This window comes from Desulfurella amilsii, from assembly GCF_002119425.1.
In the GTDB taxonomy this organism is placed as follows: domain Bacteria; phylum Campylobacterota_A; class Desulfurellia; order Desulfurellales; family Desulfurellaceae; genus Desulfurella; species Desulfurella amilsii.
Genome location: NZ_MDSU01000018.1, coordinates 685,170 through 710,674, shown reverse-complemented (window position 1 = coordinate 710,674; position 25,505 = coordinate 685,170). Strand labels below are relative to the sequence as shown.

Annotated in this window: 29 protein-coding genes and 1 tRNA gene; 16 read left to right on the top strand and 14 right to left on the bottom strand. The window is 34.5% G+C overall.

The genetic code is table 11. The features are described from left to right. Positions 1 to 3 precede the first annotated feature (3 nt). From rpmA to DESAMIL20_RS07095, 7 genes are all read right to left on the bottom strand, one after another. Positions 4 to 252, bottom strand: a complete 249-nt coding sequence (gene rpmA, locus DESAMIL20_RS07125; RefSeq protein ID WP_086034135.1) for a 50S ribosomal protein L27 — start codon at positions 250 to 252, stop codon at positions 4 to 6. A gap of 30 nt (positions 253 to 282) precedes the next feature. Further along, the gene (rplU, locus tag DESAMIL20_RS07120; RefSeq protein WP_086034134.1) at positions 283 to 582 is read right to left on the bottom strand and encodes a 50S ribosomal protein L21; all 300 of its coding nucleotides are present in this window, start codon (positions 580 to 582) and stop codon (positions 283 to 285) included. A gap of 65 nt (positions 583 to 647) precedes the next feature. Then, a complete protein-coding gene (locus DESAMIL20_RS07115) occupies positions 648 to 926 on the bottom strand; it encodes a DUF2250 domain-containing protein (RefSeq protein ID WP_086034132.1) in 279 nt (92 codons plus the stop codon). Continuing rightward, a complete protein-coding gene (locus tag DESAMIL20_RS07110) occupies positions 919 to 1,473 on the bottom strand; it encodes an HD domain-containing protein (RefSeq protein ID WP_409212526.1) in 555 nt (184 codons plus the stop codon). Before DESAMIL20_RS07110 ends, DESAMIL20_RS07115 begins: the two co-directional genes overlap by 8 nt. 61 nt (positions 1,474 to 1,534) lie before the next feature. Continuing rightward, positions 1,535 to 2,542: a cytochrome d ubiquinol oxidase subunit II gene (cydB, locus tag DESAMIL20_RS07105; protein ID WP_086034129.1), complete on the bottom strand. Its 1,008-nt coding sequence runs from the start codon at positions 2,540 to 2,542 to the stop codon at positions 1,535 to 1,537. Between the two features lie 12 nt (positions 2,543 to 2,554). Continuing rightward, entirely contained in the window at positions 2,555 to 3,862 is a 1,308-nt protein-coding gene (locus DESAMIL20_RS07100; protein WP_086034128.1) for a cytochrome ubiquinol oxidase subunit I, read from the bottom strand. A 13-nt stretch (positions 3,863 to 3,875) separates the two neighbouring features. Further along, a complete protein-coding gene (locus tag DESAMIL20_RS07095) occupies positions 3,876 to 4,280 on the bottom strand; it encodes an RrF2 family transcriptional regulator (protein ID WP_086034126.1) in 405 nt (134 codons plus the stop codon). Between the two features lie 308 nt (positions 4,281 to 4,588). On the opposite strand from DESAMIL20_RS07095, the gene DESAMIL20_RS07090 reads away from it, so the two are divergent. From DESAMIL20_RS07090 to DESAMIL20_RS07025, 14 genes are all read left to right on the top strand, one after another. Further along, a complete protein-coding gene (locus tag DESAMIL20_RS07090) occupies positions 4,589 to 5,248 on the top strand; it encodes a hypothetical protein (RefSeq protein ID WP_086034125.1) in 660 nt (219 codons plus the stop codon). Positions 5,249 to 5,412: 164 nt separating this feature from the next. After that, positions 5,413 to 7,371: a uroporphyrinogen-III C-methyltransferase gene (locus DESAMIL20_RS07085; RefSeq protein ID WP_086034123.1), complete on the top strand. Its 1,959-nt coding sequence runs from the start codon at positions 5,413 to 5,415 to the stop codon at positions 7,369 to 7,371. A gap of 302 nt (positions 7,372 to 7,673) precedes the next feature. After that, entirely contained in the window at positions 7,674 to 8,894 is a 1,221-nt protein-coding gene (gene dsrA, locus DESAMIL20_RS07080) for a dissimilatory-type sulfite reductase subunit alpha (RefSeq protein WP_086034121.1), read from the top strand. Between the two features lie 3 nt (positions 8,895 to 8,897). Next, positions 8,898 to 9,986 carry a dissimilatory-type sulfite reductase subunit beta gene (gene dsrB, locus DESAMIL20_RS07075; RefSeq protein ID WP_086034120.1) on the top strand — a complete coding sequence of 363 codons (1,089 nt, stop codon included), beginning with the start codon at positions 8,898 to 8,900 and terminating at the stop codon, positions 9,984 to 9,986. A gap of 11 nt (positions 9,987 to 9,997) precedes the next feature. Next, positions 9,998 to 10,240 carry a hypothetical protein gene (locus tag DESAMIL20_RS07070; RefSeq protein ID WP_086034118.1) on the top strand — a complete coding sequence of 81 codons (243 nt, stop codon included), beginning with the start codon at positions 9,998 to 10,000 and terminating at the stop codon, positions 10,238 to 10,240. A gap of 9 nt (positions 10,241 to 10,249) precedes the next feature. Continuing rightward, positions 10,250 to 11,932, top strand: a complete 1,683-nt coding sequence (locus tag DESAMIL20_RS07065) for an NAD(P)-binding protein (protein WP_086034116.1) — start codon at positions 10,250 to 10,252, stop codon at positions 11,930 to 11,932. A gap of 14 nt (positions 11,933 to 11,946) precedes the next feature. Next, entirely contained in the window at positions 11,947 to 12,288 is a 342-nt protein-coding gene (locus tag DESAMIL20_RS07060) for a TusE/DsrC/DsvC family sulfur relay protein (RefSeq protein ID WP_086034114.1), read from the top strand. A gap of 55 nt (positions 12,289 to 12,343) precedes the next feature. Continuing rightward, the gene (locus DESAMIL20_RS07055; protein WP_086034113.1) at positions 12,344 to 13,114 is read left to right on the top strand and encodes a respiratory nitrate reductase subunit gamma; all 771 of its coding nucleotides are present in this window, start codon (positions 12,344 to 12,346) and stop codon (positions 13,112 to 13,114) included. A gap of 11 nt (positions 13,115 to 13,125) precedes the next feature. Next, the gene (gene dsrK, locus DESAMIL20_RS07050; protein ID WP_086034112.1) at positions 13,126 to 14,601 is read left to right on the top strand and encodes a sulfate reduction electron transfer complex DsrMKJOP subunit DsrK; all 1,476 of its coding nucleotides are present in this window, start codon (positions 13,126 to 13,128) and stop codon (positions 14,599 to 14,601) included. 13 nt (positions 14,602 to 14,614) lie between these two features. After that, a complete protein-coding gene (locus DESAMIL20_RS07045) occupies positions 14,615 to 14,965 on the top strand; it encodes a DsrE family protein (protein WP_086034111.1) in 351 nt (116 codons plus the stop codon). Between the two features lie 15 nt (positions 14,966 to 14,980). Continuing rightward, positions 14,981 to 15,403 (top strand): DsrE/DsrF/DrsH-like family protein, encoded by a 423-nt coding sequence (locus tag DESAMIL20_RS07040; RefSeq protein ID WP_086034109.1) that lies wholly within the window; start codon positions 14,981 to 14,983, stop codon positions 15,401 to 15,403. A gap of 3 nt (positions 15,404 to 15,406) precedes the next feature. Then, positions 15,407 to 15,958, top strand: coding sequence for a precorrin-2 dehydrogenase/sirohydrochlorin ferrochelatase family protein (locus DESAMIL20_RS07035; RefSeq protein ID WP_086034107.1), 552 nt, complete (start codon positions 15,407 to 15,409; stop codon positions 15,956 to 15,958). Continuing rightward, positions 15,945 to 17,309 (top strand): cobyrinic acid a,c-diamide synthase CobB, encoded by a 1,365-nt coding sequence (locus tag DESAMIL20_RS07030; RefSeq protein ID WP_086034106.1) that lies wholly within the window; start codon positions 15,945 to 15,947, stop codon positions 17,307 to 17,309. The genes DESAMIL20_RS07035 and DESAMIL20_RS07030 overlap by 14 nt, the downstream gene beginning before the upstream one ends. 23 nt (positions 17,310 to 17,332) lie before the next feature. Then, the gene (locus DESAMIL20_RS07025) at positions 17,333 to 17,992 is read left to right on the top strand and encodes a hypothetical protein (RefSeq protein ID WP_086034104.1); all 660 of its coding nucleotides are present in this window, start codon (positions 17,333 to 17,335) and stop codon (positions 17,990 to 17,992) included. On the opposite strand, the gene DESAMIL20_RS07020 is transcribed toward DESAMIL20_RS07025, so the two are convergent. Beyond that, complete coding sequence (locus tag DESAMIL20_RS07020; protein WP_086034103.1) at positions 17,980 to 18,570, bottom strand: GGDEF domain-containing protein; 591 nt, start codon at positions 18,568 to 18,570, stop codon at positions 17,980 to 17,982. The genes DESAMIL20_RS07025 and DESAMIL20_RS07020 overlap by 13 nt on opposite strands. 89 nt (positions 18,571 to 18,659) lie before the next feature. On the opposite strand from DESAMIL20_RS07020, the gene DESAMIL20_RS07015 reads away from it, so the two are divergent. Further along, positions 18,660 to 19,298 (top strand): ABC transporter ATP-binding protein, encoded by a 639-nt coding sequence (locus DESAMIL20_RS07015; protein ID WP_086034102.1) that lies wholly within the window; start codon positions 18,660 to 18,662, stop codon positions 19,296 to 19,298. Then, entirely contained in the window at positions 19,282 to 20,061 is a 780-nt protein-coding gene (locus DESAMIL20_RS07010; RefSeq protein ID WP_086034100.1) for an ABC transporter permease, read from the top strand. Before DESAMIL20_RS07015 ends, DESAMIL20_RS07010 begins: the two co-directional genes overlap by 17 nt. 188 nt (positions 20,062 to 20,249) lie before the next feature. Here the strand turns inward: DESAMIL20_RS07010 and DESAMIL20_RS07005 are convergent. The 6 genes from DESAMIL20_RS07005 to hemE all read right to left on the bottom strand — a co-directional run bounded on the left by DESAMIL20_RS07005 (position 20,250) and on the right by hemE (position 25,505). Continuing rightward, positions 20,250 to 20,325, bottom strand: a tRNA-Ala gene (locus tag DESAMIL20_RS07005). A 43-nt stretch (positions 20,326 to 20,368) separates the two neighbouring features. Next, positions 20,369 to 21,661 (bottom strand): ammonium transporter, encoded by a 1,293-nt coding sequence (locus DESAMIL20_RS07000; protein ID WP_239393417.1) that lies wholly within the window; start codon positions 21,659 to 21,661, stop codon positions 20,369 to 20,371. A 187-nt stretch (positions 21,662 to 21,848) separates the two neighbouring features. Further along, entirely contained in the window at positions 21,849 to 22,313 is a 465-nt protein-coding gene (locus DESAMIL20_RS06995) for a rhodanese-like domain-containing protein (RefSeq protein WP_086034099.1), read from the bottom strand. 72 nt (positions 22,314 to 22,385) lie between these two features. Beyond that, positions 22,386 to 23,720, bottom strand: coding sequence for a protoporphyrinogen oxidase (hemG, locus tag DESAMIL20_RS06990; RefSeq protein ID WP_086034097.1), 1,335 nt, complete (start codon positions 23,718 to 23,720; stop codon positions 22,386 to 22,388). Then, positions 23,717 to 24,553, bottom strand: a complete 837-nt coding sequence (locus tag DESAMIL20_RS06985) for a ferrochelatase (protein WP_158090552.1) — start codon at positions 24,551 to 24,553, stop codon at positions 23,717 to 23,719. The genes hemG and DESAMIL20_RS06985 overlap by 4 nt, the downstream gene beginning before the upstream one ends. Continuing rightward, a complete protein-coding gene (gene hemE, locus DESAMIL20_RS06980; RefSeq protein WP_086034093.1) occupies positions 24,534 to 25,505 on the bottom strand; it encodes a uroporphyrinogen decarboxylase in 972 nt (323 codons plus the stop codon). The genes DESAMIL20_RS06985 and hemE overlap by 20 nt, the downstream gene beginning before the upstream one ends.

Here is a 25,505-nt window from a genome sequence, read left to right as displayed (position 1 = left end):
TATTTAGGCTATTACGCTAATTATTTTTTTTCCTAATTTTTCGCCAAACTTGACTGTTCCGCTTGCAAGGGCAAACAATGTGTAGTCTTTGCCCAATTTAGTATTTAGTCCAGGATGAAAGTGACTACCTCTTTGTCTTACAATTATCTCACCTGCGTTTACGAACTGTCCATCAGATCTTTTTACGCCAAGCCTTTTGCCGATCGAATCTCTTCCGTTTTTGCTGCTGCCAAGGCCTTTTTTATGTGCCATATAATGCCCCCTTTTTGCTTTTTTGTTAATTTACGCTAAAATCTGTGTAATTTTTACTTGCGTAAAGTGTTGCCTGTGACCAATTTTTTTCTTAAATCCCTTTCTTCTTTTAAACTTAAAAACAATGATTTTTTTTGCTTTGCCTTGAGCGATGACCGTACCTTTTACTTTTGCATTTTCAACATAGGGATTTCCAATTTTGTCATCTACCATAATAACTTTATCAAACTCAATTTCATCGCCTTTTGCAACATTTAGTTTTTCTACTCTTAAAATATCCCCTTCTTTCACAATATATTGTTTTGAACCAGTTTCGACTACAGCAAACATACACTGCCTCCTTTTAATGTCAACCTTTATTTTTACTAAATTTGGTAATTTTTGTCAATAAAATACTAGCTTATTAAATCTTTTAGAAACTGTTTACCGTTTTGGCTAAGCTGGTAGTAGGTATGGTTTCTATGTTTAATGATTTTTGTTTTATTATTTACTTTATATTTTGTAAGTCTTGAGCTAACTTTTTCTAAATATCCTAAAGAAAGTAGTTTTTTGTGTACCATAAACGCTTCGCATAGTTTTATATTTAATTCTTTGGCTAAAGATTTGGAATAATCACACCCTTTTTGTTTATGGTACTTTAAAATTTTTATTTCTAAATCGTCTAATTTACACACCTAATTTATCAGCGATCTTGCTTAGCGATTTTATTAGAAAATCTATGTGTTCGTCTAAATCAATATCTAACTCTATTATGGAATCGTTTATGCCTTTTCTGCTAACGCTTCGCGCAAACGCTTTATCCTTAAGCTTCTTTTTAACGCTTTTTACAGATAGACTGGCAATTTTTTTATCCGGCATTACATAAGCACAAGCCAAAATGAATCCACTTAACTCATCTACGGCAAATAGTGTTTTAGCCATTAGCGTGTCTCTTTCAACATTAGTATAGCTTGCATGCGACAGTATTGCTTTAACAATATCTTCTGGGTAGCCTTTTTGTCTTAAAATCTCTGCACCTTTGTATGGATGATCCTGCATAGTTGGGTATTGTTCGTAATCAAAATCATGCAGAAGGCCAACCATTGCCCATTTGTTTTCATCTTCGCCAAATTTTTGCGCATAAGATCTCATGGCTTGTTCTACTGCCAAAGCGTGTTTTATTAGTGATTCTGATTTTGTGTATTCACACAGCAAATTATAAGCTTCTTGTCTGTCCACCAAAAAACCTCCTTGATTTACAAATAGGGTTGAGATAAACTCAACCCTTGCACGGAAGTGCTAATCAATAGCCTTCTTCAATTTTTGTTTTGCCATGAAATACTCTATACGAATATATCGTATAAATCAATACTATAGGCATGCCAATAAGTGCTATGATGAGCATAGTTTCAAGTGTTAATTGAGAGGAAGCTGCGTTGTAAATATTAAGGCTATATGCGGGATTTTTGGCAATTATTAGGTTAGGGAAAAGACTTAAGTAAGCAGTTAGAATAACCATTGCGATTGATAGGGAGCTTGCTATAATTGCGCAAAGTGCTTGATTTTTTTGAATTCTGATGATTGATGCAAGCATAAATATAAGCGCAAGAAGCGGTACGACAAGCATTAATGGGTGAGCTAAGTAATTGTGGAATAAATTTTTGTGCAAGACGTAGGTTAAAAGCGTGCAAATTACAAACAAAATAAGATAGCCACTCCAGTAAATTTTTGCCCAATTCTTGACTTTTTGCTGGAATTCATCTTCTGTTTTTAAAAATAACCACACAGTGCCTTGATAAGACAACATAAAAAAAGCCAAAACACCCACTAAAATTGAATATGGGTTTAAAAGATCAAAAAAAGTACCTACATAATTGCCACTTTTGTCTACATTTAAACCGGACAACACATTACCTACAGCAACACCAAAAAGGACTATTGCAACTATACTTGATATAGAAAATACCCAGTCAAATAATGTTTTTGTTGATTCAGATTGAAAGTTATTTCTAAGCTCTAGTGATATAGCCCTAAATATAAGCGCAAATAAAAGCAAAATCAAAGCTAAATAAAAACCGCTAAAAGCTGTAGCATATACCATTGGAAATGCAGCAAACAAAGCTCCTCCACCGGTTATTAGCCAAACCTCATTGCCATCCCATACAGGAGCAATGGAATTGCGTGCAATATCGCGCTCTTTGAATTTTGCAAATAGGTAAACTGATCCTACACCCAAATCAAAGCCATCCAAAATAGCATACCCAATAATTAGTATCCCAACTAGCAAAAACCATATTATATTGAGATCCATCTTAAGCCTCCCTTAATCCATTTTAAATGATTTTACGGTATGTATGGTTAAATACAAAAATACTCCAAACAAAACTGCATAAACTAGAGTAAACCCTATTAATGAAAACCACACATCACCAGCAGGCAGTGGACTAAACGCATCTTTTGTTCTAAGTAAACCGTAGACAGCCCAGGGTTGTCTACCTACTTCTGTTGTAATCCAGCCAAGCTCATTTGCAATGTATGGCAGAGGTATAAAAGCCCACAAAACTGTTAAGAAAGGCTTTGTAGTATAAATTTTTTTCTTGTAGAGTAAGTAAATACCTACTAAAAAAGTTAGTATAAATAATGTACCCAAAGCCACCATTAAGTGAAAAGAATAAAATGTTAGTGTCATAGGGGGCAAATCGTCTTTTGGAAATGCATCAATACCTTTTACAACAGCATTAACATTATGATCTGCAAGATAGCTTAATGCACCCGGTATAGAAACTTCTACAAGCATTTTATTTTGCGAAGGATCAGGTACCCCGAAAACTAACAATGGCGCCTTGCTTTGCGTTTTAAAAAGACCTTCAAATGATGCTAGTTTTTCTGGTTGTGTTTTTGCAACGACCCTTGCACTTTCATCGCCAAATGGGAATAATTGCAAAATCGATACGATTACGCCGAAAACAACGGCTAATTTAAGCGATCTTTTTGCTAACTCTAAATTCTTACCTTTAATTAAAAAATATGCGCTAACGCCTGCCATAAACATTGCGCCAGTAATAAAAGAGGCATCTACTGTATGTAAATACATAGAAGGCATTGTGGGGTTAAAAACCGCTGCCCAAAAGTTTGTTAAAACTGCTCTGCCACCTTCTACTTTATAGCCCGCTGGGGTTTGCTGCCATGAGTTTGCAATTAATATCCAAAGGGCAGACAGCGTTGAACCAAAAGCAACCATTAAAAAAGAAAAAAATCTCATAAATCTTGAGAGCCTGTTTTTACCAACTAAATACAAACCTAAAAATGTACTTTCTAAGAAAAATGCAAAAACACCTTCTGCAGCCAAAGGTGAACCGAAAATATCACCCACAAACCTTGCATAATTTGACCAGTTTGTACCAAATTCAAACTCCATTACAATTCCTGTGGCAACGCCGATGACAAAGTTAATAGCAAATAGTTTCGCCCAGAAATCCGCCATTTTTCTGTAAATTTCATCGTTGGTTTTAAGGTACATAAACTCTATAATTGCAATTAAAACACCTAAACCTATAGTTAGCGGCGGATAAATAAAGTGAAAACCCGCAGTTAAACCAAACTGTATCCTTGATAGCAACTCAACATCCATAAACCCTACCTCCTTAAATTTTAAAAATTATATCTTTTAATTTTAAGTCGTTTAAAGCTTTGTTTATGCAAAGTTCTAATTTTTGTAGATGGTATGTGAATGAACAATATGGGTTAAGCTCGCAAGCTTCTGGGTTATCTGTGCATAGATTTACATGCTTATAGCCATCAAGGTCTTTTATTATATCAAGAACGCTTATTTTATTAATGTTTAATTCTTTATTGAATTCAATATATCCTCCTCTTCCTTGAGAAGATATAAGGTAATTTTTTCTAACAAGTTTGTTTACGATTTTATGTGCAAATGGTTTTGGTATATATAGTATTTTACTTATTTCATCCACTGTAGTTTTTTCGATATGTGACAGTAAACTCAAAATCCTTATAGCATAATCTACTTCCCTTGAAATGATATTCATAAACTAAATATATAAAATATTACTAAAAAAGTCAAGATTAAAATACAAAGAAATAAGAAATAATACAGGCATCATTTGTAATAATTTTTTAATTTGATTTATAATATGTTTCAAAAAAAATTAATTAAAATTCCTGTTAATATAATAAAAAATTCAATGTGAAAAAGATTAGAAATACTAATAAATATTTTACCAAAATATTAAATATTTTTCTTGACAAATAAAATAATATTACTAAATTATACAATTAGAAAGTAACTTAGATTAGAAAGCAATTAATTATTTCTTATTTAAGGAGGTGACTCGGTATGAGTCAAAAAACTTATTCTTTTCGTGGTATTAGAGTATTTTTTTTATGTGCAGCAGTGTTGCTAGTGTTTTGTGGTTTTGCAAATGCAAGTCAAGGTGTTCCAGCGCCTGTTGGCAAATGGATTGCCCCAATTATTTATTTAGGTGCGTTTGCTTTATTGTCTCAGGGTTTTATGCATTTGGATCCCGAAAGAAAAAAGGCAAACGAGAAGACAGTAGGAGTCATTACTTTAGTAGTTGGTTTAATGTGGTGGCCTTTTTTAATTGCAATGATTTCTGCCCAAGGCCTAGGATTTATTACAAATTTTGTAACAGGCCTTGCTGGCATGTATGCATTCTTTTTTACTGTTTTGGGAATACTTGAGATATTCTCATTGCCTAAAAAATCTTTGGGCGGAATTGCTATTTTAATTGGGTGGCTTACTTTAGCGTATGCTTTGTTTTGGTTAACGTACGACTTACCCATTGGCGGCAGGTGGGTATACCATTTTTCTATTGCTTTTGTGTGGTTTGTGGCTATGAACCTGGCTGGTTTATTAATGCAGGGCAGGATGAACGAAAAATTAGTTGGCTGGGTAGTAACATTTGCGGCTTTGTATACTTTTGCGATACCAGCAATACTATGGTCTATGCCACTTCATATGCAGGGGCCGTTTTAGGAGGTAACAAATGACAGGTTCGGTTGTTTATTTAGTAGGATGTGGAGTTATCGGGTGGATATTAGCACTTTGGGTGTGGCTTACACCAGATAAGTAATTGCAAAGGAGGCTAAAAGCCTCCTTTAAGTTTGACTAAAAAAAATTAATATGATAAAAATTGTTTTATGGAGGTAAAAAGTTTTATTAGCTTGGCTAATCCTTATAAAATCAGCTATGTAAAAGATAGATTAGATTCTTTTGGTAAGTTTGTTGATTTAAACTTCAATTTTCAAGTTTTTACAAACTTAGAACAAATAATTCCTCTTATACACGAAAAATCCATTGATTGCGCCATTATTGATGCTAAACACTGTACAGCTTTAGAATCAGAATTTCTAGATTGGTTCTTTATAAATATGTATGAAAATTGCGACTTTGATGCTTTAATCTATAAAAAAAAGGATCTTCCATACTATAAAATAGGTGTATTAACAACTAATCAATGGATTTATTGTAAGGATCGCTTCAAGGGTGCAGATATTTTTTTTATAAAAGAATTCAAAAATATAAATGAATTATTGGAAGATTTTGATGTAATTATGTTGCCGGGCTGTTTTTTGAATAAAGCGATCAGTAGCTTTAATATAGAAAAAGTTAAAATTATTGATTTACAAAAACCATTCTTCGAAGGTTCAAGTTGTGTAGTTTTTAGAAACAAAGATGAGCGTTTTCTTTTTTTACGTCAATTCTTTATAAAAAGTGTTTACTTTATAGGTGCGGGTGTTGGTGACAAAAAATATGCCACGCAAGAAGCCATTTACACAATAAAAAATTTGGAGGTATGCCTGTTTGATAACCTAATGGATCATTCTCTGCTGGATTTTCTACCAGAAAATGCAATATTAATAGATGTTGGCAAAAGATGTGAGCACCACAAACTAAACCAAAATAAAATAACAGATTTAATAAGTAAATATGTTAGGATGGGTTTTAGAGTTGGGAGGCTGAAAGGAGGCGATCCGTCAATTTTTGGCAGGCTTGCAGAGGAGATTGAAGTATTAGAAGACTTAAAAATAAATTTTAATATCATACCCGGAATAAGTACTATAAATGCTTTATCTCTAAAAAGCGGTATAATATTAACACGCAGAGAGATAAATAGGGGCTTTTGTGTTTTGTCTGCTATTAAACACAAAGGAGCAACAGCTGAATTTAGCAAAAATGAATTTGTTAATCTACCATTGATATTTTTTATGGGTGTTAGGGTGATAGGGAAAATTAGTAGTTCGTTAATTAAAGAAGGTTATCCACCTCAAACAAAAGTAGCATTGGCTTTTAATATTGGAACAGATAAAGAGTTTGAAGTAAGAGGTACACTATCAGACATAACAAGCAAAATCAACGATCTGAAGGATCAGTTATTTTTTGATAATCCTCCAGGTATTTTTATTGTAGGAGAAATTTCTAATTTTTATTATAGAAAGAGTGGTTTACTCCAAGATAAAAAAGTTTTGCTTCCAAGTCCAGTTGATGATGAATTGTGCTTTAACTTTAAAGATGTTGGCGCCAATCCGCTTATATATGATTTAAATATTAAATACAATATTAATAAAGAAGCGTTAGAAAAGATAATAAATTTTCAAGCTATCGCGATCTCTAATATAAAAATAGCTCAAGCTATAATTGAATCTTTATTTGAACAAAAAATAGACATCAGAGCGCTTCCAATGCTTATAACTGAAAACGATGATGTTTTTGATTTTTTTAGACATTATGGGTTGCAATGTACCAAAGATGTTGATAGTTTGTCTAATTTTAATATATGTTTTGTTTATGGGCACGATTGTTGCGTAGATTTACCAAAAACTTTAAGCAATAATAATAAGATATTTAAAATAAAGTTAGATGCTCGTATGTATAAACAAAAAGGGCTTCCGTCTTTTGATATGATTTACTTTAACGATGTAGAACAATTGTACGATTTTGTCGAAATATACGGCGAAATAAGCTTAAAAGATAAGCTTATTTTGACACAAAACAAAGATACCTCTAAATTAGTTTCAAATCATCTTGCCAATATTTGCATATTTGACAGGTTGAATTTTAAACAAAATATTCCGCATATATTACATTTTTTTAAATAAAAGATATTTATTTCTAATTGGTAATTTTTAAAGTTTCACTTATAATATAATTTTGTTATATAAATTTATAGAAAAATCAATATTTATAATAAAAAATTATATTATAATAATTTTAACTTATTAAGTAACATTTGTGGTTTTGCTGTAATAAAAGAATAAAACCACAAAAAATAAAAAATCACTTTGACTTATTGTTTTGTATTGACTTTTTTTGTATTAGTATCTAGATTTGTATATAACATAATTATTCTTCTGAATTGGTTATGTATTTTAAGTACCATTACTCTTAAAGGAGGTTTTATATGGCAGGTACAAAACACAAAACGCCACTTTTAGACGATCTAAAAGAGGGCAAATGGCCGAGTTTTGTTAAAGAGCTTGAGAGGGCTGCGCAGAAAAGCCCAAGGACAGATGATCTGATTGGTCTGTTGGAAAAGTCTTATAGGGATCATATTCCGCATTGGAAACATGGCGGCATGGCAGGTGTTAAGGGTTATGGAGCTGGTATAGTTGGCAGGTTTTCTGATTCCCCTGAAGATTTCCCTGGAACTCAAGAATACCATACAGCAAGAATAAATCAGATTGAAGGTTTTTTCTACACCTCGGATGTTTTACGAAAGCTTGCTGATATATGCGATGAACACGCAGGTGGTTTATTTAACTTTCATGGTTCAACGGGCGATATCCAAATTCTTGGTTTTAAACAGAAAGAAGCAGAAGAATTATTCCAAAAATGCGCACAGTTAGGTTTTGACCTTGGTGGTAGCGGCTCAGCACTAAGAACTCCAAGCTGCTGTGTAGGTCCGGCTCGTTGTGAATGGGCAAACTACGACACACTGCATGTAACAGACAACTTGACAAGAGAATTCCAAAACGAAATGCACAGGCCTACATTCAACTATAAATTTAAAATCAAATGTGCTGGTTGCCCAAATGACTGTATAGCATCTGGCGCAAGGTCGGATTTATCAATAGTTGGAGTATGGAAAGATAATATTAGGATTGACCAAGACCAGGTTGCAGAATATGCAAAGAAGTTTGATATTAAAAAATACGTTGTAGACAAGTGTCCAACGCACTGTATGGATTATACAGATGACAAGCTAACGATCGATGATTCAAACTGTGTTAAATGCATGCACTGCATAAACTCCATGCCAAAGGCTCTAAGGCCAGGTTTGCAAAAGGGTGCTCAAATTAGAATAGGTGCAAAAGTACCGATGGTACAGGGACCCAGATTAGGCTTTATATTGGTGCCTTTCTACGATATTAACAAAGACAAAGAAGAGGACTACACTTTCTTAAAAGACTTGATTCAGAAGATCTGGGATTTTTGGGATGAGTATGGGACAAGCAGGGAGCGTATTGGAGAGCTGATCCAAAGGGTAGGGGTAGGTAATTTCCTTGAGGCAATCGAACTTGAACCGCTGCCTGAAATGGTAGAACATCCAAGGGCAAACCCATTTATTAAATTTGAAGAATATTTAGTAGCAGATGAAGAAGAAGAGAGTAAGGAGGGTTAAACTATGCCAGATGTAGATAAAGGAACAGTAAGGATTACAGATATTGGTCCGCCTAACTACGAAAACTTTTTGCCGCCAATAATAAAGAAAAACTACGGCAAATGGCTTTACCATGAGATACTAAAGCCTGGCGTTATGGTGCATGTATCAGAAACGAAAGATAAACTCTACACCGTAAGGGTAGGCTCAACCAGAATAGTAAGCAGTGATTTTGTAAGGGATATATCGAATTTAGCTGATAAGTACTGCAATGGCTATTTGAGATTTACAACAAGAAACAACCTAGAGTTTCTTCTTGACAAAGAAGAAAATATTGAACCTTTGATTAAAGAAGTACAGGCGCTTGGTTTTCCTGTAGGCGGGATGGACCATTCTTTGGGCAATATTGTTCATACACAAGGCTGGCTGCACTGCCACACATCAGCAAGCGATGCATCAGGCGTAGTTAAAGCGCTGATGGATGAGTTTTATGATTATTTTGTTGGAGATAAACTACCAGCAAAGGTAAGAATGGCATTTGCATGCTGCCTTAATATGTGTGGATCTGTGGGTGCTTCAGATATTGCAATTGTAGGTATGCACAGAAGACCGCCAACTGTTATGGCAGATAGGGTGAAGGATTTATGCGAAATACCAAGCACGATAGCAGCATGCCCCGTAGATGCAGTAAGGCCAAAAACGATAAACGGTAAGCCTTCTGTTGAGATTGATGAAGATAGATGCGTCTTTTGCGGTAACTGCTATACCGTATGCCCCGCGCTTCCAATAGCCGATCCTCTAAATGATGGTTTGGCAATATTTGTTGGAGGCAAAGTTGCAAACGCAAGAACCAAGCCAACTTTCTCAAAGCTTGCCGTGCCATGGCTTCCAAACAATCCACCAAGATGGCCAGAGGTTATAGAGGCTGTAAGGACTATATTAGAGGCTTATAAAGATGGCGCAAGAAGAGGCGAGCGTGTTTCAGAATGGATCGAAAGGATAGGTTGGCCAAAGTTCTTTAAGATAACGGGCTTTGAATTTACAAAGTATCATATTGATGACTTTAGGTTAGGCGAAGCAACAATGAATTACTCTAACTATGCAAGATTGTAAGGAGGCCTGCTATGACTGACGAGCAAAAACAAAAAATAAAGGCTTTTACTGTTAATTTAGTGAAAGAATATCACGGTAAAAAAAGATTCAAGCCTCTTGATCTAGAAAGAGAGATTGAGCAAAACTTTCAAAGTGAAAATATAACAAGAAAAGACGCAAAAGCCGCTATCAAAGAGCTTACAGATAGCGGAGAACTGATTTATGGATATGCGGGAGGAAGCTTTCTGGCTTTGCCGGAAGATCAAACACAATAAGGAGCTTTTATGGCTGTAGTGAAGGTTAAAAAAAGTATAAAGAGTTTTAGCAAACCAAGTGGTACAGAGTATTCATCAGATAGGCCCATTTATGTAGAAAAGCGCCCGCCTTGTTCTGATACCTGTCCAAATGGCGAACAGGTAAGGGAGTTTTTACAGTACATTGCGCAAGCGCAAGATTACGGTAGAACATACGAGGAAGCCTTAGAAGGCGCTTTCTACATTATAGCTCAAACAAACTCCATGCCTGCAACTACAGGTAGAATTTGCCCGCATCCTTGCGAGTCAAGGTGCAATAGAAAGGATAAAGACAGCGCTGTAAATATCAACGCTAGTGAAATGTTTATTGGAGATTTTGCAGTTCAAAATAAACTGCCTCTAAAAAAGCTTGATGAAACATACGATGCAAAAGTGGCTGTAATCGGCTCTGGTCCGTCTGGTTTGTCTTGTGCGTACCATCTAGCAAGAAGAGGTGTAAAAGTAACAATATTTGAAAAAGAAGAAAAGCCAGGCGGTTTGCTCTACTACGGTATACCTAATTTTAGACTGCCAAAAGAAATTGTCAGCGCTGAAATACAAAGGATTGTAGATTTAGGCGTAGACATTAAATACGGCAAAGCTGTAGGCAAAGATATAGGCATTGAAGATCTAAAAAAGGAATTTGACTGCATATATGTGGCGACTGGCGCATACAAACCAGAAAAACCCAACTTGGAAAATATCGATAATATAAAAGGTGTCTACAGTGGCCTTGAATTTTTATACCATTTTGCCAAAGGCGAACGCATAGATATTGGCAAAGATGTGGTAGTAGTTGGCGCAGATACCGCAGCAGATGCTGCAATGATAAGCAAAAGATGGGGCGCAAACGTAACATTTGCCTACAGAAGAACCGTGCCAGACAAAGAGACTTTTGATAAAAAAGCCTCAAGAGAGGCTATTGATGCCTACGAAGAAGGTATAACATTCCAATTTGCAACGGTGCCTGTGGAGCTTGTAAGTGAAAATGGTAAACTAACAGGTGTTAAATTCCAAAAAATTAAAGTAGGTGCAAAAGACGAACGCGGCCATGCAGCACAAGTAGAAAATATAGGCGAACCATTTTTGGTAAAAGCCGATGCATTTATTTACTCAGTAGGCCAAAAGCCCGATTACAGCGGTTTGGAAAAGCTGCTTGGGCAATCCGAAGGATTTGTTAAAATAAAAGATAATTATCAGGTAGAAGGTCAAGATAAAGTATTTGCAGGCGGTGATGTAGTAGGTCCAAGGCTTATGTATGTAACCACAGCTATTGGGCATGGCTTTGCTGCAGCAGTAAACATGATTGAGTATTTAACAGGTAAAAAGGTTATAGAAAAAGATACAAGAAAAGTAATAGAATCTGATAAGATGCACCTTGATTTATACGAAGCAAAACCGCGTCACGAAAGAAAACTCAGAGATCCAATAGAGCGCATTAAAGACTTTGAGCCTTTCATGAACGGCTTGTCCATGGAAGAATTTATAGAAGAGGCAAAGCGATGCATGAGCTGTGGGCTTTGCTTTGACTGCGGAAACTGTTTTACTTATTGTTCGCACAGCGGTGTTAAAAAGCTGCCCAAGGGTCAACATTATGAGTTTCATTTAGAAACGTGCGATGGCTGCATGAAGTGTTTTGAAAACTGCCCGTGCGGCTATATAGAAAAAATGTAATAAAGGAGGTTTAAATGGCTTTTTTAGATTTTAATGGCAAAAAAATAGAGATAGATGATGAAGGATACATTCAGCATCAAGAAGACTGGAGCAAAGAGTTGGCAGAATTCATGGCAAAGCAGGATGGAATAGAGTTAAAGGAAGAACACTTGAAGCTTATTGATTACATAAGGGAATACTTTAAAGAATATCAGGTAGCACCTTCAATTAGAGCTGTTGCAAAGCAAACTGCTGAAATTTGCAATTTGCCCAATGTTAGGGAAGGCAACAAATATATTTATGTACTTTTCCCGGAAGGACCAGCAAGGCAGCTTGTAAGGTACGCAGGTTTATCAAAACCAACAGGCTGTGTATAAAAAACGCTTTCAAGGGTAAGAAAAAGCTTTTCTTACCCTTTTTTTGGAGGAAGCAATGGGAAATCTTGATTTTGTGAGTTTTATATACGTTATTCTTACATACGCTGCTTTTGCTATCCTAATTATTGGTATAGTGTGGAAAATTATTGTATATGCAAAAACGCCAATGCCTGTAAAAATCCCGCTGACGCCTGCTCCAAAGACCAAAACAGGTGCGTTTTTTAGGGTGCTTGGTGAAGTTTTTTTCTTTAAAAGCCTCTACCGATCAAACAAAAGCACGTGGGTTGGTGGGTATGTATTTCACATTAGTTTAGCCATTGTTTTAATTCAGCATGTTTTAAGACACTATGTGTATGATTTTTACAATGGTAACCCACCTGCTTGGTACAATCTCCTTGTGCCCATTGGTCTTGTGTTTGGTACACTGATGCTAGTAAGCTTAATTTACTTATTTTTTAGACGAATATTTGTAGAAAGGGTGAAGTTTATAAGTGTGCTGTCAGATTACTTTATACTTGTGCTTTTAATGCTTATCACAATAGCAGGATTGTCTGAAATATTATTCCAACCAGCAAGTGCTTTAGAAAAAAGCGTTGTGCAGTTGGATGCATTTTTTAACAAACTGTTTGTTTTTCAACCAGTTGACATACCGCACAACCCATTTTTCCTACTGCACTATTCATTAGTTTTGCTTCTTATTGCTTATATACCGTTTAGTAAGATTATGCATTTTGTTGGTATATTTTTTAGCCCTACATTGTCTATGAATGATGATGTTAGAGAAAATCGATATACAGATGAAAAAACTACAAGGCTAACGATTTAAAAGGGGGTAAAATGTCTAAAGAACACTATCATATTCATAAACTAACGGGAAAGATCGAAACCCCGAAGCTTTTAAGAAAAGGCAATCAGGCTACCGAGTTTACTTTTCCAGCCCTTGAACAAGATATGGAAACACTGGGTTTTCCTAAGAAACTTCAAGAAGGTTGGCAGGATAAAGCTGTTGGTATTTTCAAAGAGCTTTTGAATAACAATAAAGCTTTAAAAACATACATGGATATCTGCGTAAGGTGCGGCGCCTGTACGGATAAATGCCAGTTTTTTTTAGGCAGTGGTGATATTAATAATACGCCTGTTGGCAGAGCAGAGCTTATGCGTAAAGTTTATAGGTATTACTTTGCACCATTTAGCTCAAAAGGCTCAAAAGAACCTTTTAGCGAGCATGTTTTAAAGCAATGGCAATCTTACTTCTACCAGTGCTCTGAGTGCAGGAGGTGCTCTTACTTTTGCCCATATGGGATAGATACAGCAGAAATTACAATGGCAGCAAGGGAAATTATGGACTCAATAGGCGTTGGTGAAAAGTATGCAACAAACACTATAACGCAAGTCTATAGGACGGGCAATAACATAGGCATAGATGCGAATGCGCTAAAAAATACAATAGCAGAATTTGAAGAGGATTTAAAAGACGAAACGGGTAAAGACATAAGAATACCAATAGATGAAGAAGGCGCAGATGTTCTGCTTGTGCCGCCATCGGCTGATTTTTTTGCAATACCGCACGTTGAGTCAATGTTTGGCTATGCAAAGGTATTTTACAAAGCAGGTATCAGCTATACACTGTCATCTTATGCTTCTGAGGCTGCAAACTTCGGTATGTTTATAGGCAGCTACACAAACACTAAAGAAATTAACAAACGCATCTGGGAAGAAGCAAAAAGATTAAAGGTAAAAAGGGTTATTATAGGTGAGTGTGGCCACGCATGGAGAGCAGCTTACAATTACTCAAATACAATGAACGGTCCCTTTGATTTTCTTGACCCCAAATATCCGCAGCCTTCTCATATCTGCGATTTTACGCTGGGACTTATCAGGGATGGTGTAATTAAGGTTGATAGGAGTGCAAATGATGATAAAGTAGCAACCTACCATGATCCTTGCAACGTAGCAAGGGCTTCACGTATGGGCACTCAGCCAGGGGACCAATTTAGCATACCAAGAGACCTAATTAAAGCCGTATGTAATAATTTTGTAGATATGCAAGAAGGGGCAATAAAGGCAAAGACATTTTGCTGCGGAGCAGGTGCGGGTTTGCTTACAGATGAAATTATGCAAACACGCATAAACGGTGTAATGCCAAGAATGCAGGCTTTTAAAGACGTTGTGGATAAAAACAACGTAAACTTTTTTGCCACGATCTGCGCAATATGCAAGACGCAGTTTTACGCTATGTTTCCATTGTATGGCTTTGAAAGAGACTGGGTGGGCGGCATACATCAGCTTGTAAGCGCAGCAATCGTGCTGTAAGGAGGAAATTAATATGTGTAAAGTTTTATTTCACATTGAACTTGATGCTGTAGAGCCGCTTAAAATTGCAGTAGGAAATATCAATAACCTGCTTAAAGAAATCCCAAAAAACCAATGCGATATAGTGGTTGTGGCAAATTATAAGGGTCCACTGCTGTTTGTTAAAAATAATTTTGATCAAGAAATATACAGCCATATAAAGAAACTGCACGATTTAGGTGTGCAGTTTTTAATGTGCAATAATTCTTTGAACAATTTAAATCTAAAAGCACAAGATTTAATTGAAGAAGTAGGCATAACAAAAGCTGGTATTTTAGAGATTATTAAACGCCAAGCTGATGGGTACGCATATGTTAGAACATAAAAAAGGAGGGAGAATATGGAAAGAAAGATAAAAAAATTATCAATAATTATATCAAGAAATGGTTTTGAAGAAGTTTTGCCTGGGCTTATTATGGCAAATGGTGCAAGGATGGAAGGCATAGATGTAATGTTATTTTTTACTTCTTTTGGTTTAGATGCTATAATAGAATCTACCATGGATAACTTACCTTTGATAAACAAGACACACCCAGAGCTAACGATGGAAACAATGAAGCAGGCAATGGAAAAGTACGACTTTCCAACAATCAGAGAATTTGTAGAAATGATACATGACTCAGGTGCCAAAATATACGCATGCCGAGCTACTGTAGATCTGTGGGGAGTAAAAAAAGAAGATTTTTGTCCTGAAGTGGATGATATTATATCGGTTGGACAATTTTATACATTTTCAGATGATGCGCAGATAATATTTACGTAAGTTATGGCTTATTTTCCGATTTTTGTGGATCTTAAAGATAAAAATGTAGTTATTATTGGGGCAGGGGATATTGCTTATAGAAAGGTTGAAGTTCTGCTGCCCTTTCATCCCAAAATAACTGTAATCGCTAAAAAAGTAAACGAAAAGATTAAAGAACTTTTTTTTTCAAAGAAAATAGACTTAAAAATCAAGCAGTTCGATGAAAATGATATTCAGCAAGACCATTTTTTAGTGGTTGTTGCTGTTGATGATTTAGAGCTGCAAAAAAGGATTTCTCAAATATGCAGCAAAAAAAATATACTTGTAAATAGCGTAGATAGCAAAGAGTATTGTAGTTTTATTTTTGGTTCTATTATCCATGATGGAGATTTGGTTATTGGAATAAACACTTCATCAAAAGCTCCAGCCGTTTCAAAAGCTTTAAAAGCATATTTAATGCAACGTTTACCAAAAAACATAGAAAATCTAATTGAGAAAGTTAGTAAATTAAGAAAAATTGATACTAAAAACATGCAAATAGAAATAAAAAAGTTTTTTAACGATGCTAAAAATTAGTGTTCCGCGTTTTTATATTAGCGCTATAAAAAAAAGTTCTGGCAAGACAACACTATCGATTGCGCTTTCAAGTATATTATCTAAAAAATACAAACTTCTTACGTTCAAAAAAGGTCCAGATTATATAGATCCCATGTGGCTTGAATGCGCAAGTAAAAATTATTGCTATAATTTAGATTTTTTCTTTCTAAAAGATAAAATTTATAACTATTTTGTGGATAAGGTTGATCAAAATAAATGTAATTTTTGCCTCATTGAAGGCAATCATGGTTTGTTTGATGATATTTATGTAGACGGAAGAACAAGCAATGCTAGTTTGGCTAAAATTACTAAAACACCCGTTATACTTGTTATTGATGTGAGTGAATTTGGAAGAAGTATAGCTGCTTTGCTTTCCGGTTTTATAAATTTTGATAAAGATGTTTTAATGGCTGGGGTCATATTAAATAAAGTTCAATCTGCACGCCAAGAAAAAAAGCTTATCGAAGCAATTAAAAAGTTTGTCGATATTCCTATTCTGGGTGTTTTACCGCAGCAGGATGCATCTATTACACAAAGGCATCTAGGGCTATCATCTACACTTAAGCTAGAACAAAAACAAGAGTTCATTGATGAGATTGCCTATGAGCTAGAAAAGTATATTGATGTTTCTGAAATTATCAAAATTGCTAAAACAGCACCAGATCTTTATGCTAATAAGTATGTAGCTTCAACGAAGAAACTTAATAAAAAAGTAACAATTGCCATTGCTTTTGATGAAGCGTTTAATTTTTATTACAATCAAAATCTAGAAAATTTGCAAGCTTTAGATGCACAGATAAAAAAATTTTCACCTCTTTTTGATGAACAATTGCCAAATGCGGATGCTATTTATATAGGCGGTGGATTTCCTGAGTTGTTTTTAAATCAATTAGGAAACAATTTTAGACTTAGAAGTCAAATTAAAAAAGCTTCTGAAGATGGTATGCCAATTTATGCTGAGTGTGGCGGTTTGATGTATTTGACAAATAGCATAAGCTATAACGGCAGTATTGGTAAAATGTGCTGCGTGTTTAATCTGGATACGTACCTTTCAAAAAAGCCTATGGGTCATGGTTATACTGTGTTATCAGCAAAAAACAAGGATAGCTTTTTAAAAGATAAAAAAATTCACGCTCATGAATTTCATCATGGTTTTTTTAAAAATTTTACTGGTATTGATTGTTTTTTTAATATTGAAAGGGGCTATGGAATAAATGGAATGTGTGATGGTGCTACAATAAATAATACTTTAGCTAACTTTTCTCATATCTTTGATTACGATAACGATTTTTTTTATAATTGGTTTAAGTCGAATGAGCTTGATTCTTAATCAATTTATTGTATAATTTAAATATGTTATCAAAAGCGTTTAGCTGGCTCTCGCAAGGTTTTGAGCTTTTTAAGCAAGCTGGGTTTATTTTTGTGTTTCAAACTCTATTTATATTTCTTACTATTGTTGTTTCATATTTAATGAAAATATTTGTTTTATCAGTTTTTTTGTATGTGATACAGCTGCTTTTGACAGCGGGTGTGTTTATAAGTTTTGATAATGTAAAAAAATCTAAAAAAATAACATTTGATAATCTATTTGACGGGTTTTCAAATAATTTATCAAATTTAATAACGTTAAGCATTATTTTTTTGCTATGCAGTTTAGTTGTGTCTTATTTTTTAGTTCAGTTTGTAAACATCAATGATGTTGCTACTAGCTTCAAGCATATAGATTCTAAAAACTACGCGCCAATTTCTTTTATCATGCTTGTTGATATAGTAGTCAATTTTGTCTTAATGCTTGCCATACCATTTGTTGCTATACAAAAGTTAAATGTATTTAAAGCAATTAAAGAAAGCATTATTGTTTGTGTGAAGAATTTAATACCGCTTATTTTTTTACTTATTATTTATTTTGTTCTTGCGATACTAGCAACATTTTCAATTATTGGCTGGCTTGTGCTGTTTCCTGTTTTGATAGGATCAATCTATACAATTTTTAAAGAAAACTATAGTATGTAAAATAGCGATTCGTCCTTTTTAGCTTTATATAGTGCTTCGTCTGCTCTTTTTAGAAGAGAGTCTTTGTCATCGTTTAACCTTATAGATGTTGCACCTATTGCTGTATTGATAAGAATACCATCTTCTGGTGTTTTAAGCGCAGATAAGATTTTTTTGATATAGGGTTCGATTTTGCTAAATGTTGTATGGGGCAAAATTACAGCAAACTCATCTCCACCCCACCTGCACAAAATATCGCTTGTGCGAGAATTTTTTCTCAAGATGTCAGCAAAGTCTTTTAAGATTTCATCGCCTTTTAGATGTCCGTGTGTATCATTTATTTGCTTAAAGCCATTTATGTCCATCATGCAAAGAGAAAATATATAACCATATCGCTCAAATCTATGCATTTCTTTTTCTAATTCTTCTTCAAAGTATCGGCGGTTAAATAGTTTTGTCAAATGATCTTTGTATGTCATGTTTATAAGATTATCCAGAATTGTAGCATATTGTTGCTCAATGTTTTTTATTCCAGTTTTGCCAATTTTGTTACATATCTTATTTAAAAATTGCACATATATACCTTCTTGTTTTTGCATCAGTTGCCACCTCGGCACATATAATTGATAGGAGCGATTATATAAAAATTAATTTGATTAACCAATAAAAAAATGATAAAATTTTAAAAATGTTTGAGTTTAAAAATGTGGTTGTAGAAAAAAAAGGAAAAAAAATTATAGAAAATGCTAGTTTTAAACTAAATCAAGTAGGTTTAGTATGGCTAAGGGGCGCATCAGGCAGTGGCAAATCTACTATTTTGAGGATAATGTGCGCATTAGAATCGCCTCAATTTGGAGAAATTTTTTATAAAGGCGTATTAGTCGATACACTTGATATGCCTACCTTTCGATCTCATTGTATATACGTGCCTCAGATGCCTATCCTTGGTCAAATGAGTGTTGTTGAATGTATTAGACTGCCATTTAGCTTTAGGGTAAACTCAGAAAAGATTTTTGATGAAAAAAAACTTTATGATTTACTAGAATATTTTGAACTTAAAGAAGCACTGTTAAAAAATATTATCCAATTATCTGGTGGTGAAAAACTACGCATCGCTCTCATTAGGGCTATTTTGCTTGATCCTGAGTGTTTGTTATTAGATGAGCCAACAAGCGCACTAGATGCTAAAATGGAGCAAAAAACATTAAAACTATTAAAAGAATTATCTGAAAAAAAGCTTATTATTGCTTCGTTTCATGCTGATTCTGTTAGGCAATTTTGCACGCAAATAATTTCAATTGAGGATAGCTATGCAAGTGCAAGTTGAAACAATATCGCTTCTACAGCTAATTATTTCATATTTAATGCTAGGCGTTGCTTTCTTTGTAAACTATACAGAAAAATTAAAGCTAACAAAAGACATTGTATTTTCATTTGCAAGGATGAGCGTTCAGTTGTTGTTAATTGGCTATATTTTAAAGTTTATTTTTCAGATAAACAATGCGGCGCTAATAATTGTATACTACGCTGTAATGGTTATGTTTGCAGCAAACATTATAAAAGAACGAACAAAAGTAAAATTTACGCATGCAAATGTTATTATTTTTGGAGCTATTTTTATTACAGGGCTTATTGTTACGCTTTTTATGTCTATTGTCAGTATAGGCCTAAAAAATCCATTTGAAGCTAGGTATTTTATTCCATTAGCTGGTATGATCGTGGGTAATTCTATGAATTCTATAACTATCTCAGTCGAGCGTTTTTTTAGCGAAATACAGCAAAATAGATACTATATTGAAGAGTTGCTTTCTTTAGGGGCAACACCAAAAGAAGCGGTTATTGAGCTAAAACAAAAGGCTTTTCGCTCAAGTCTTACACCCCAGCTTGCAAGCGTAAGCGCAATGGGTATTGTAAGCCTTCCTGGCATGATGACAGGTCAGATCTTATCAGGCATAAACCCTATAGAAGCTGTAAAATACCAAATGATAATTCTCCTTGCTATTAATACCGCTATATGTTTATCTGTTTATATTTTGCTATATTTTGAGCAAAAAAAGTTTTTTAATCCTTTTTGCCAATTAAATTTCTAAAAAAGTTTGTGGTATGTCGTATTGCATCTTTTTTATATCAAGTTCAATGTTTTCTAGCCAATTATAAAATTTTTCAACATTATCTTTGTCCTGAAATTAGATATTAGAGCTTTTGTTTTAGGCAGTGTCACAAAACAGCCATCTATAACAGACACTGTATCTGGCTTGATATGGCAAAAATATATGTTTGGTGGAGCTAAGGGGGATCGAACCCCTGACCTCTTGGCTGCCAGCCAAGCGCTCTCCCAGCTGAGCTATAGCCCCAAAATCTTTAAATATATTAGCTAAATTTTAATTTTTTGTCAATTTAAATGTCAAAGCCTGTTTCCGTATGTGTAGCAATATCTAGACCTTTTTGCTCGTCTTCTTCATTAATACGCAAGCCATTCGTTAGTAGGGATGTAATTTTTGCAATTACAAATGTTGAACAAGCAGCATATGTTATTGTTATAAACAAAGCCAGCAGTTGTATAAAAAGCGTTTTATAATCGCCAAAAAAAAATCCATTTTTTGGTCCCACTAATGTTGTAGCAAAAAACCCTGTTGCGATTATGCCAAATATACCATTTAAACCATGCACGCCAAATACATCTAAAGAATCGTCGTAAGAAAACTTGTATTTTAAGAAAGTCACACCTAAAAAACTTATCACTCCAGCAATTGCACCAATAAGCAAACTAGAGCCTATACCAACAAAACCACACGCAGGTGTTATAGCTACAAGACCTGCAATTGCACCGCTTGCCGCACCCAGCATTGTTGGATGCTTATGGAAAATCCACTCAATAAACATCCAACTTAAAGCGCCAGCCGCTGCGGCTGTATTTGTTGATAAAAATACATAGCTAGAAAGGGCATTTGAACCAATAGCACTACCAGCATTAAACCCAAACCAACCTATCCATAACAAGCCAGCGCCTGCCAGTGTTAGAGCTATTGAAGAAGGTGGTATTATAGTTTTTTTAAAATCTCTTCGTTTTCCTACACTAAGAGCTAATACTAAACCAGAAATTCCAGAGTTAGCTTCTACTACCAACCCACCTGCAAAATCTAAAACGCCAAGTTTTTGCAAAAAGCCACCACCCCAAACCCAATGAGCAATGGGAGCATATACAAATATTATCCATAAGCTTCCAAATATTATCCATGAAGAAAATTTTATTCTTTCCACAACACTTCCGCTAATTAAGGCTAATGTTACAGCAGCAAATGAAAGCTGGAAAGTGCAGTATAAATATGTAGGGATTGTATTTTTTATAGAGTTTAGTGAAATATTATTTAAAAATAAATATTTTAAATTTCCAATTATACCATACGTATCTGGACCAAAAGCCAAAGTATATCCAATAAAAATCCACAGTATGCTAACAATTGCTAAAGAAATTAAAGACATGCCTATTGTGTTTAATATATTTTTTGAACGTACCATGCCACCATAAAATAAACCTAACCCAACGGGTGTCATTGACAAGACAAGTGCAGTTGAAACTAACATCCATGCCGTATTTGCTTGATTGATAGTATTATTTTGGGCAAGGGCAATGTTTGGTGTTAAAATAAAAAAAACAGCCCAACAAAATTTATAAAACTTAGAAGCCACGCTAAACCTCCACAAAAAGTCACGCAATGCAGGTAGCAATATTTGTTCTACTATTGGAATATCAATATTTTTTGAAGTTTTTTAGCTATAGATTAAACAATAAGATACAAAAATGTAAACAAATTTACAATTTTGTCAAGGCCACCTGGCCAATGCGCAGATGGCCAAATTAAGTGGGGGGGGGTACTTATTTTTTAATTCCTTTTCCAGGGCCTTCTGGTGCACCTTTTTCAATAGGCTCACCATCTCTTTCCCATGCATCAAAACCACCATCGAGGTTTACCACATTGTCGTAACCCAACTCTTTTAACTCATAGGCTACTATAACGCCCCTTCCGCCAGTTTTGCAGTAAGTTAAGTATGTTTTATTTTTATCTGGAAACCATGTAGGACCTTGAAAGTCAATTAATCCTCTTGGTGCCCAGATTGCACCAGGTATGTGGCCAGCTGCATACTCTGGGTACTCCCTTGCATCTAAGATTACAGATCCGTTTTTAATGAGTTTTTTAGCTTCCTGCACACTTACATTGTGGATGCAAGTTTTAGCCTCTTTAATTTTTTTTTCAGCAAGGGCTGTTGCGCTGTATGCGTATTTAATGGGTAGAGATGTGAGAAAGCCAACCAAAGCGAACAAAACTAACAAACGTTTCATAAAACACCTCCAAATGTAAATTTCTTACATATATTATACAATAGTGTTATATTAATGCAATAATTTTTTTAATTAAATCGACTTTATTTTTTTAATTAGATTATAAGAATTATTTATACAATCATTAAACCCAACACCATAAAAAGCATTGCCAACAAAGTATATTCCAGGATTTTTAGATTCAAACGCTTGGGCTAAATTAATAATTTCTTTATGGTCCATTAGATACTGAGGAATTGCTTTAGTGTACTTTATAATTTTGTAATATTCAAAAGGTGCAAAGATTTTTGCACTGCGCTGGAGTTCTGCAATAGCACTTTGAAGCACCTCTAAATTATTTTTTTGTATAACACCCTGTCTTAGAGCCCCACCTAAAAACATTCTTACCAAAAACCTATCGTCACTGCTTCTATAATCAAAAATACTTGAATCAAAAAGCACACCAATGGTGCTGTTGATTTTGTTTAAATCAAATAAATACCCATAAGAGCCAACTGTGTTATTTGCAAATTTTTTACTAAAGGCAAGCGCCACAAGCACAATTGGTGAGTAGGGGATACTGATAAGATAATTGGGCAGCTGTTTGTCAAGGTTTTCTATAATTTTTGCTACTTCAAAAGAAGGCGCAGCAAACACAACGATATCTGCATCAAATTTAGCAGAATCTGTGTAAATGACATACTTCGATGTTTTTTCTATTGACTTTACATTATATCCATTTAAAACATTTATGGATTGTGCTAAGTGTTCTATAAAAGATTGCATGCCATCTTTAAACGAGTATAGTTGCTTTGAAAATTGGCCACTTGCAGAAGAAGCGTTTGCTTTTTTTTGACTCATAAGTTTTACCAAACCTTTAATAAGCGAGCCGTACGTTGATTCTATTTCTTTTATACGCTTAAAATTAGAGGTTATGCTCATGGTATAAGGGTCTGCTGCGTATATGCCAAGCGACATAGGTCCAATCAATTTATCCAAAAATTCTTTGCCCAAGCGTCTTATTACAAATTCTGCAACGGTTTCGTCATCTGGGTTGGGTTTTACAAATGGCTCTTTTAATAGAGCTAATTTTGATTTTATGCTTAAAAAATTATCAAAAAGCAATTTTTGTTGTTTTTGAGGGATTTCATATAGTCTACCGTCATATATAAATTTTCTATTGGATGATTGCTTGGCTTCTATGAGATCATGCGAAAAACCTGCTTGCTCAATAAACCTTATTGTATTTTCACTATATAAAAAGCCATTGGGTCCGGCTTCAATTAAATAGTCATTTTCTTTAATAGTTCTTATTTTTCCGCCAACATAATCTTCTTTTTCAAGCACAACAACATCAAAACCTTCTTTTTGTAGTAAATAAGCGCAAGATAGGCCGGATATACCCGCTCCTATGACAATTGCTTTCATATATACCTCAATAAAATTTTTGACAAGATTTCTATAAAATCATTGCTATCATTAAAACACTCTAATCTTTCCAATTTTATGTTTAAATTTTTGGCAACTTGAGCATACATATAATCTATTTCGTAAAGCGTTTCAGTGTTATCCGACACAAAACTTACAGGTACTATAAGGACGCTTTTATTTTTTAGTGATTTTAGGGTATTAAGCGTAGAAGGCTCAATCCACTTAACTAGGCCAAGCTTTGATTGAAACGATATGTAGTATTCTTTTAAGTTGAGGTTTGTGGCTAAAAGATTGCAGAATACATATGTGTCCTTTTCGTAGGAATCTTTTTTTGCAAGGCTTAAAGGTAGGCTGTGGTTAGAAAAAATTACTGCCTGTGGGTGGAGCGCTGTGAATTTATCCTGTAATTTTTGAATATAAAATGCGTTGAATTCTTTGAAGGCACATAGTGGCGGTAAAATTTTTTTTGGCTTTTTATCAAATAAAATCCCATACAGCGTATTTGAGTATACTGTGTAGAGTGGAAACATGGTGGTGTTTTTGTCTTTACAAAATGGTTTTGAGTAAGAAAAGCAATGATTTACTTGTATATTTAGAATTTTTTGCAATTTGCTGGCCTGAGATTTGGTGATATCCAACAGAGGCGAAGGGGCTTTTTTTAAAATTTTGCAGGTTGAGTAAGCTCTACTTAGCATAATTGTAGCAAATATATTTCTGGCGATTGGGTTTTTAATGTTTGATATGTGTTTATCGTTAAACATATAAAACAAAAAGCTAAAACACTCTAATCTTTTTGAGACATAGCCTAAATTAGTTATTGTTATACTCACGCACAACATCCACTAAAAATTTTAAATTATCCTGTGGGGTTTGGGGTAGAACACCATGGCCTAGATTAAAAATATGCAAGAGCCCCTGCATGTTATTTAGCACATCGTGTGTATGTTTTTTGATTGTTTCTTTGTTGGTTAGAAGGATAGTGTTATCCAGGTTGCCTTGCAGGCATTTGTCAGTTTTTTTTGAAATTGTCTTTAAATCGACTTTCCAATCAAAACTATACGCATTGGTAGGCAAATCTAAAATATAATCTATTAAGTGGTTTGCAGAATGTGCAAAATAAATAGAGGGTTTTTTTAGAGAACTTAAAATTCTTAAATTGTAATCAAAAACATACTCTTTGTAGATCTTTGGCGGTAAAATACCCGCCCAGCTGTCAAACAACTGATAACAATCACAGCCACTTTTAAGCTGCGCGTTTAGATAATCTATAGTAAGTGTAGTTAACAGTTCCATGATTTTTTTAAATTTTTTTGTTTCTTGATAAAGGAAGGCTTTCGGAGAATAAAACTTAGCATCGTTAAAAAGGTAGCAAAATAGCGTAAATGGGCCTGCAGCAAAGCCAATCAGTGGCCTGTTTGTTTGGGTTTTTATTAATTTGATACCTTCAAAAACAAAATTTAGTTTATTTGAAAGACCATTGTAGTGTAAATTGTTAATATCAATTTCTACAACGGGAGGTGTGCCCTCATGGTAAAAAATCTTAGCATTTAAAGCAAGAAGGGGAATTAGTATATCAGAAAATAATATAGCAGCATCTACGCCCAATATATCAACTGGAAGCAATGTTGTTTTTGCTACGAGTTCTGGCACTGTGCACATCTGTAAAAAGGAATAATCGCGTCTTAAATCTCTATACTCCTTTAGTGCCCTGCCTGCTTGCCTCATAAGCCACACAGGTGTTTTTGGGCCTTTTATGCCATTTAGTCTATCTAAAAAAATCAT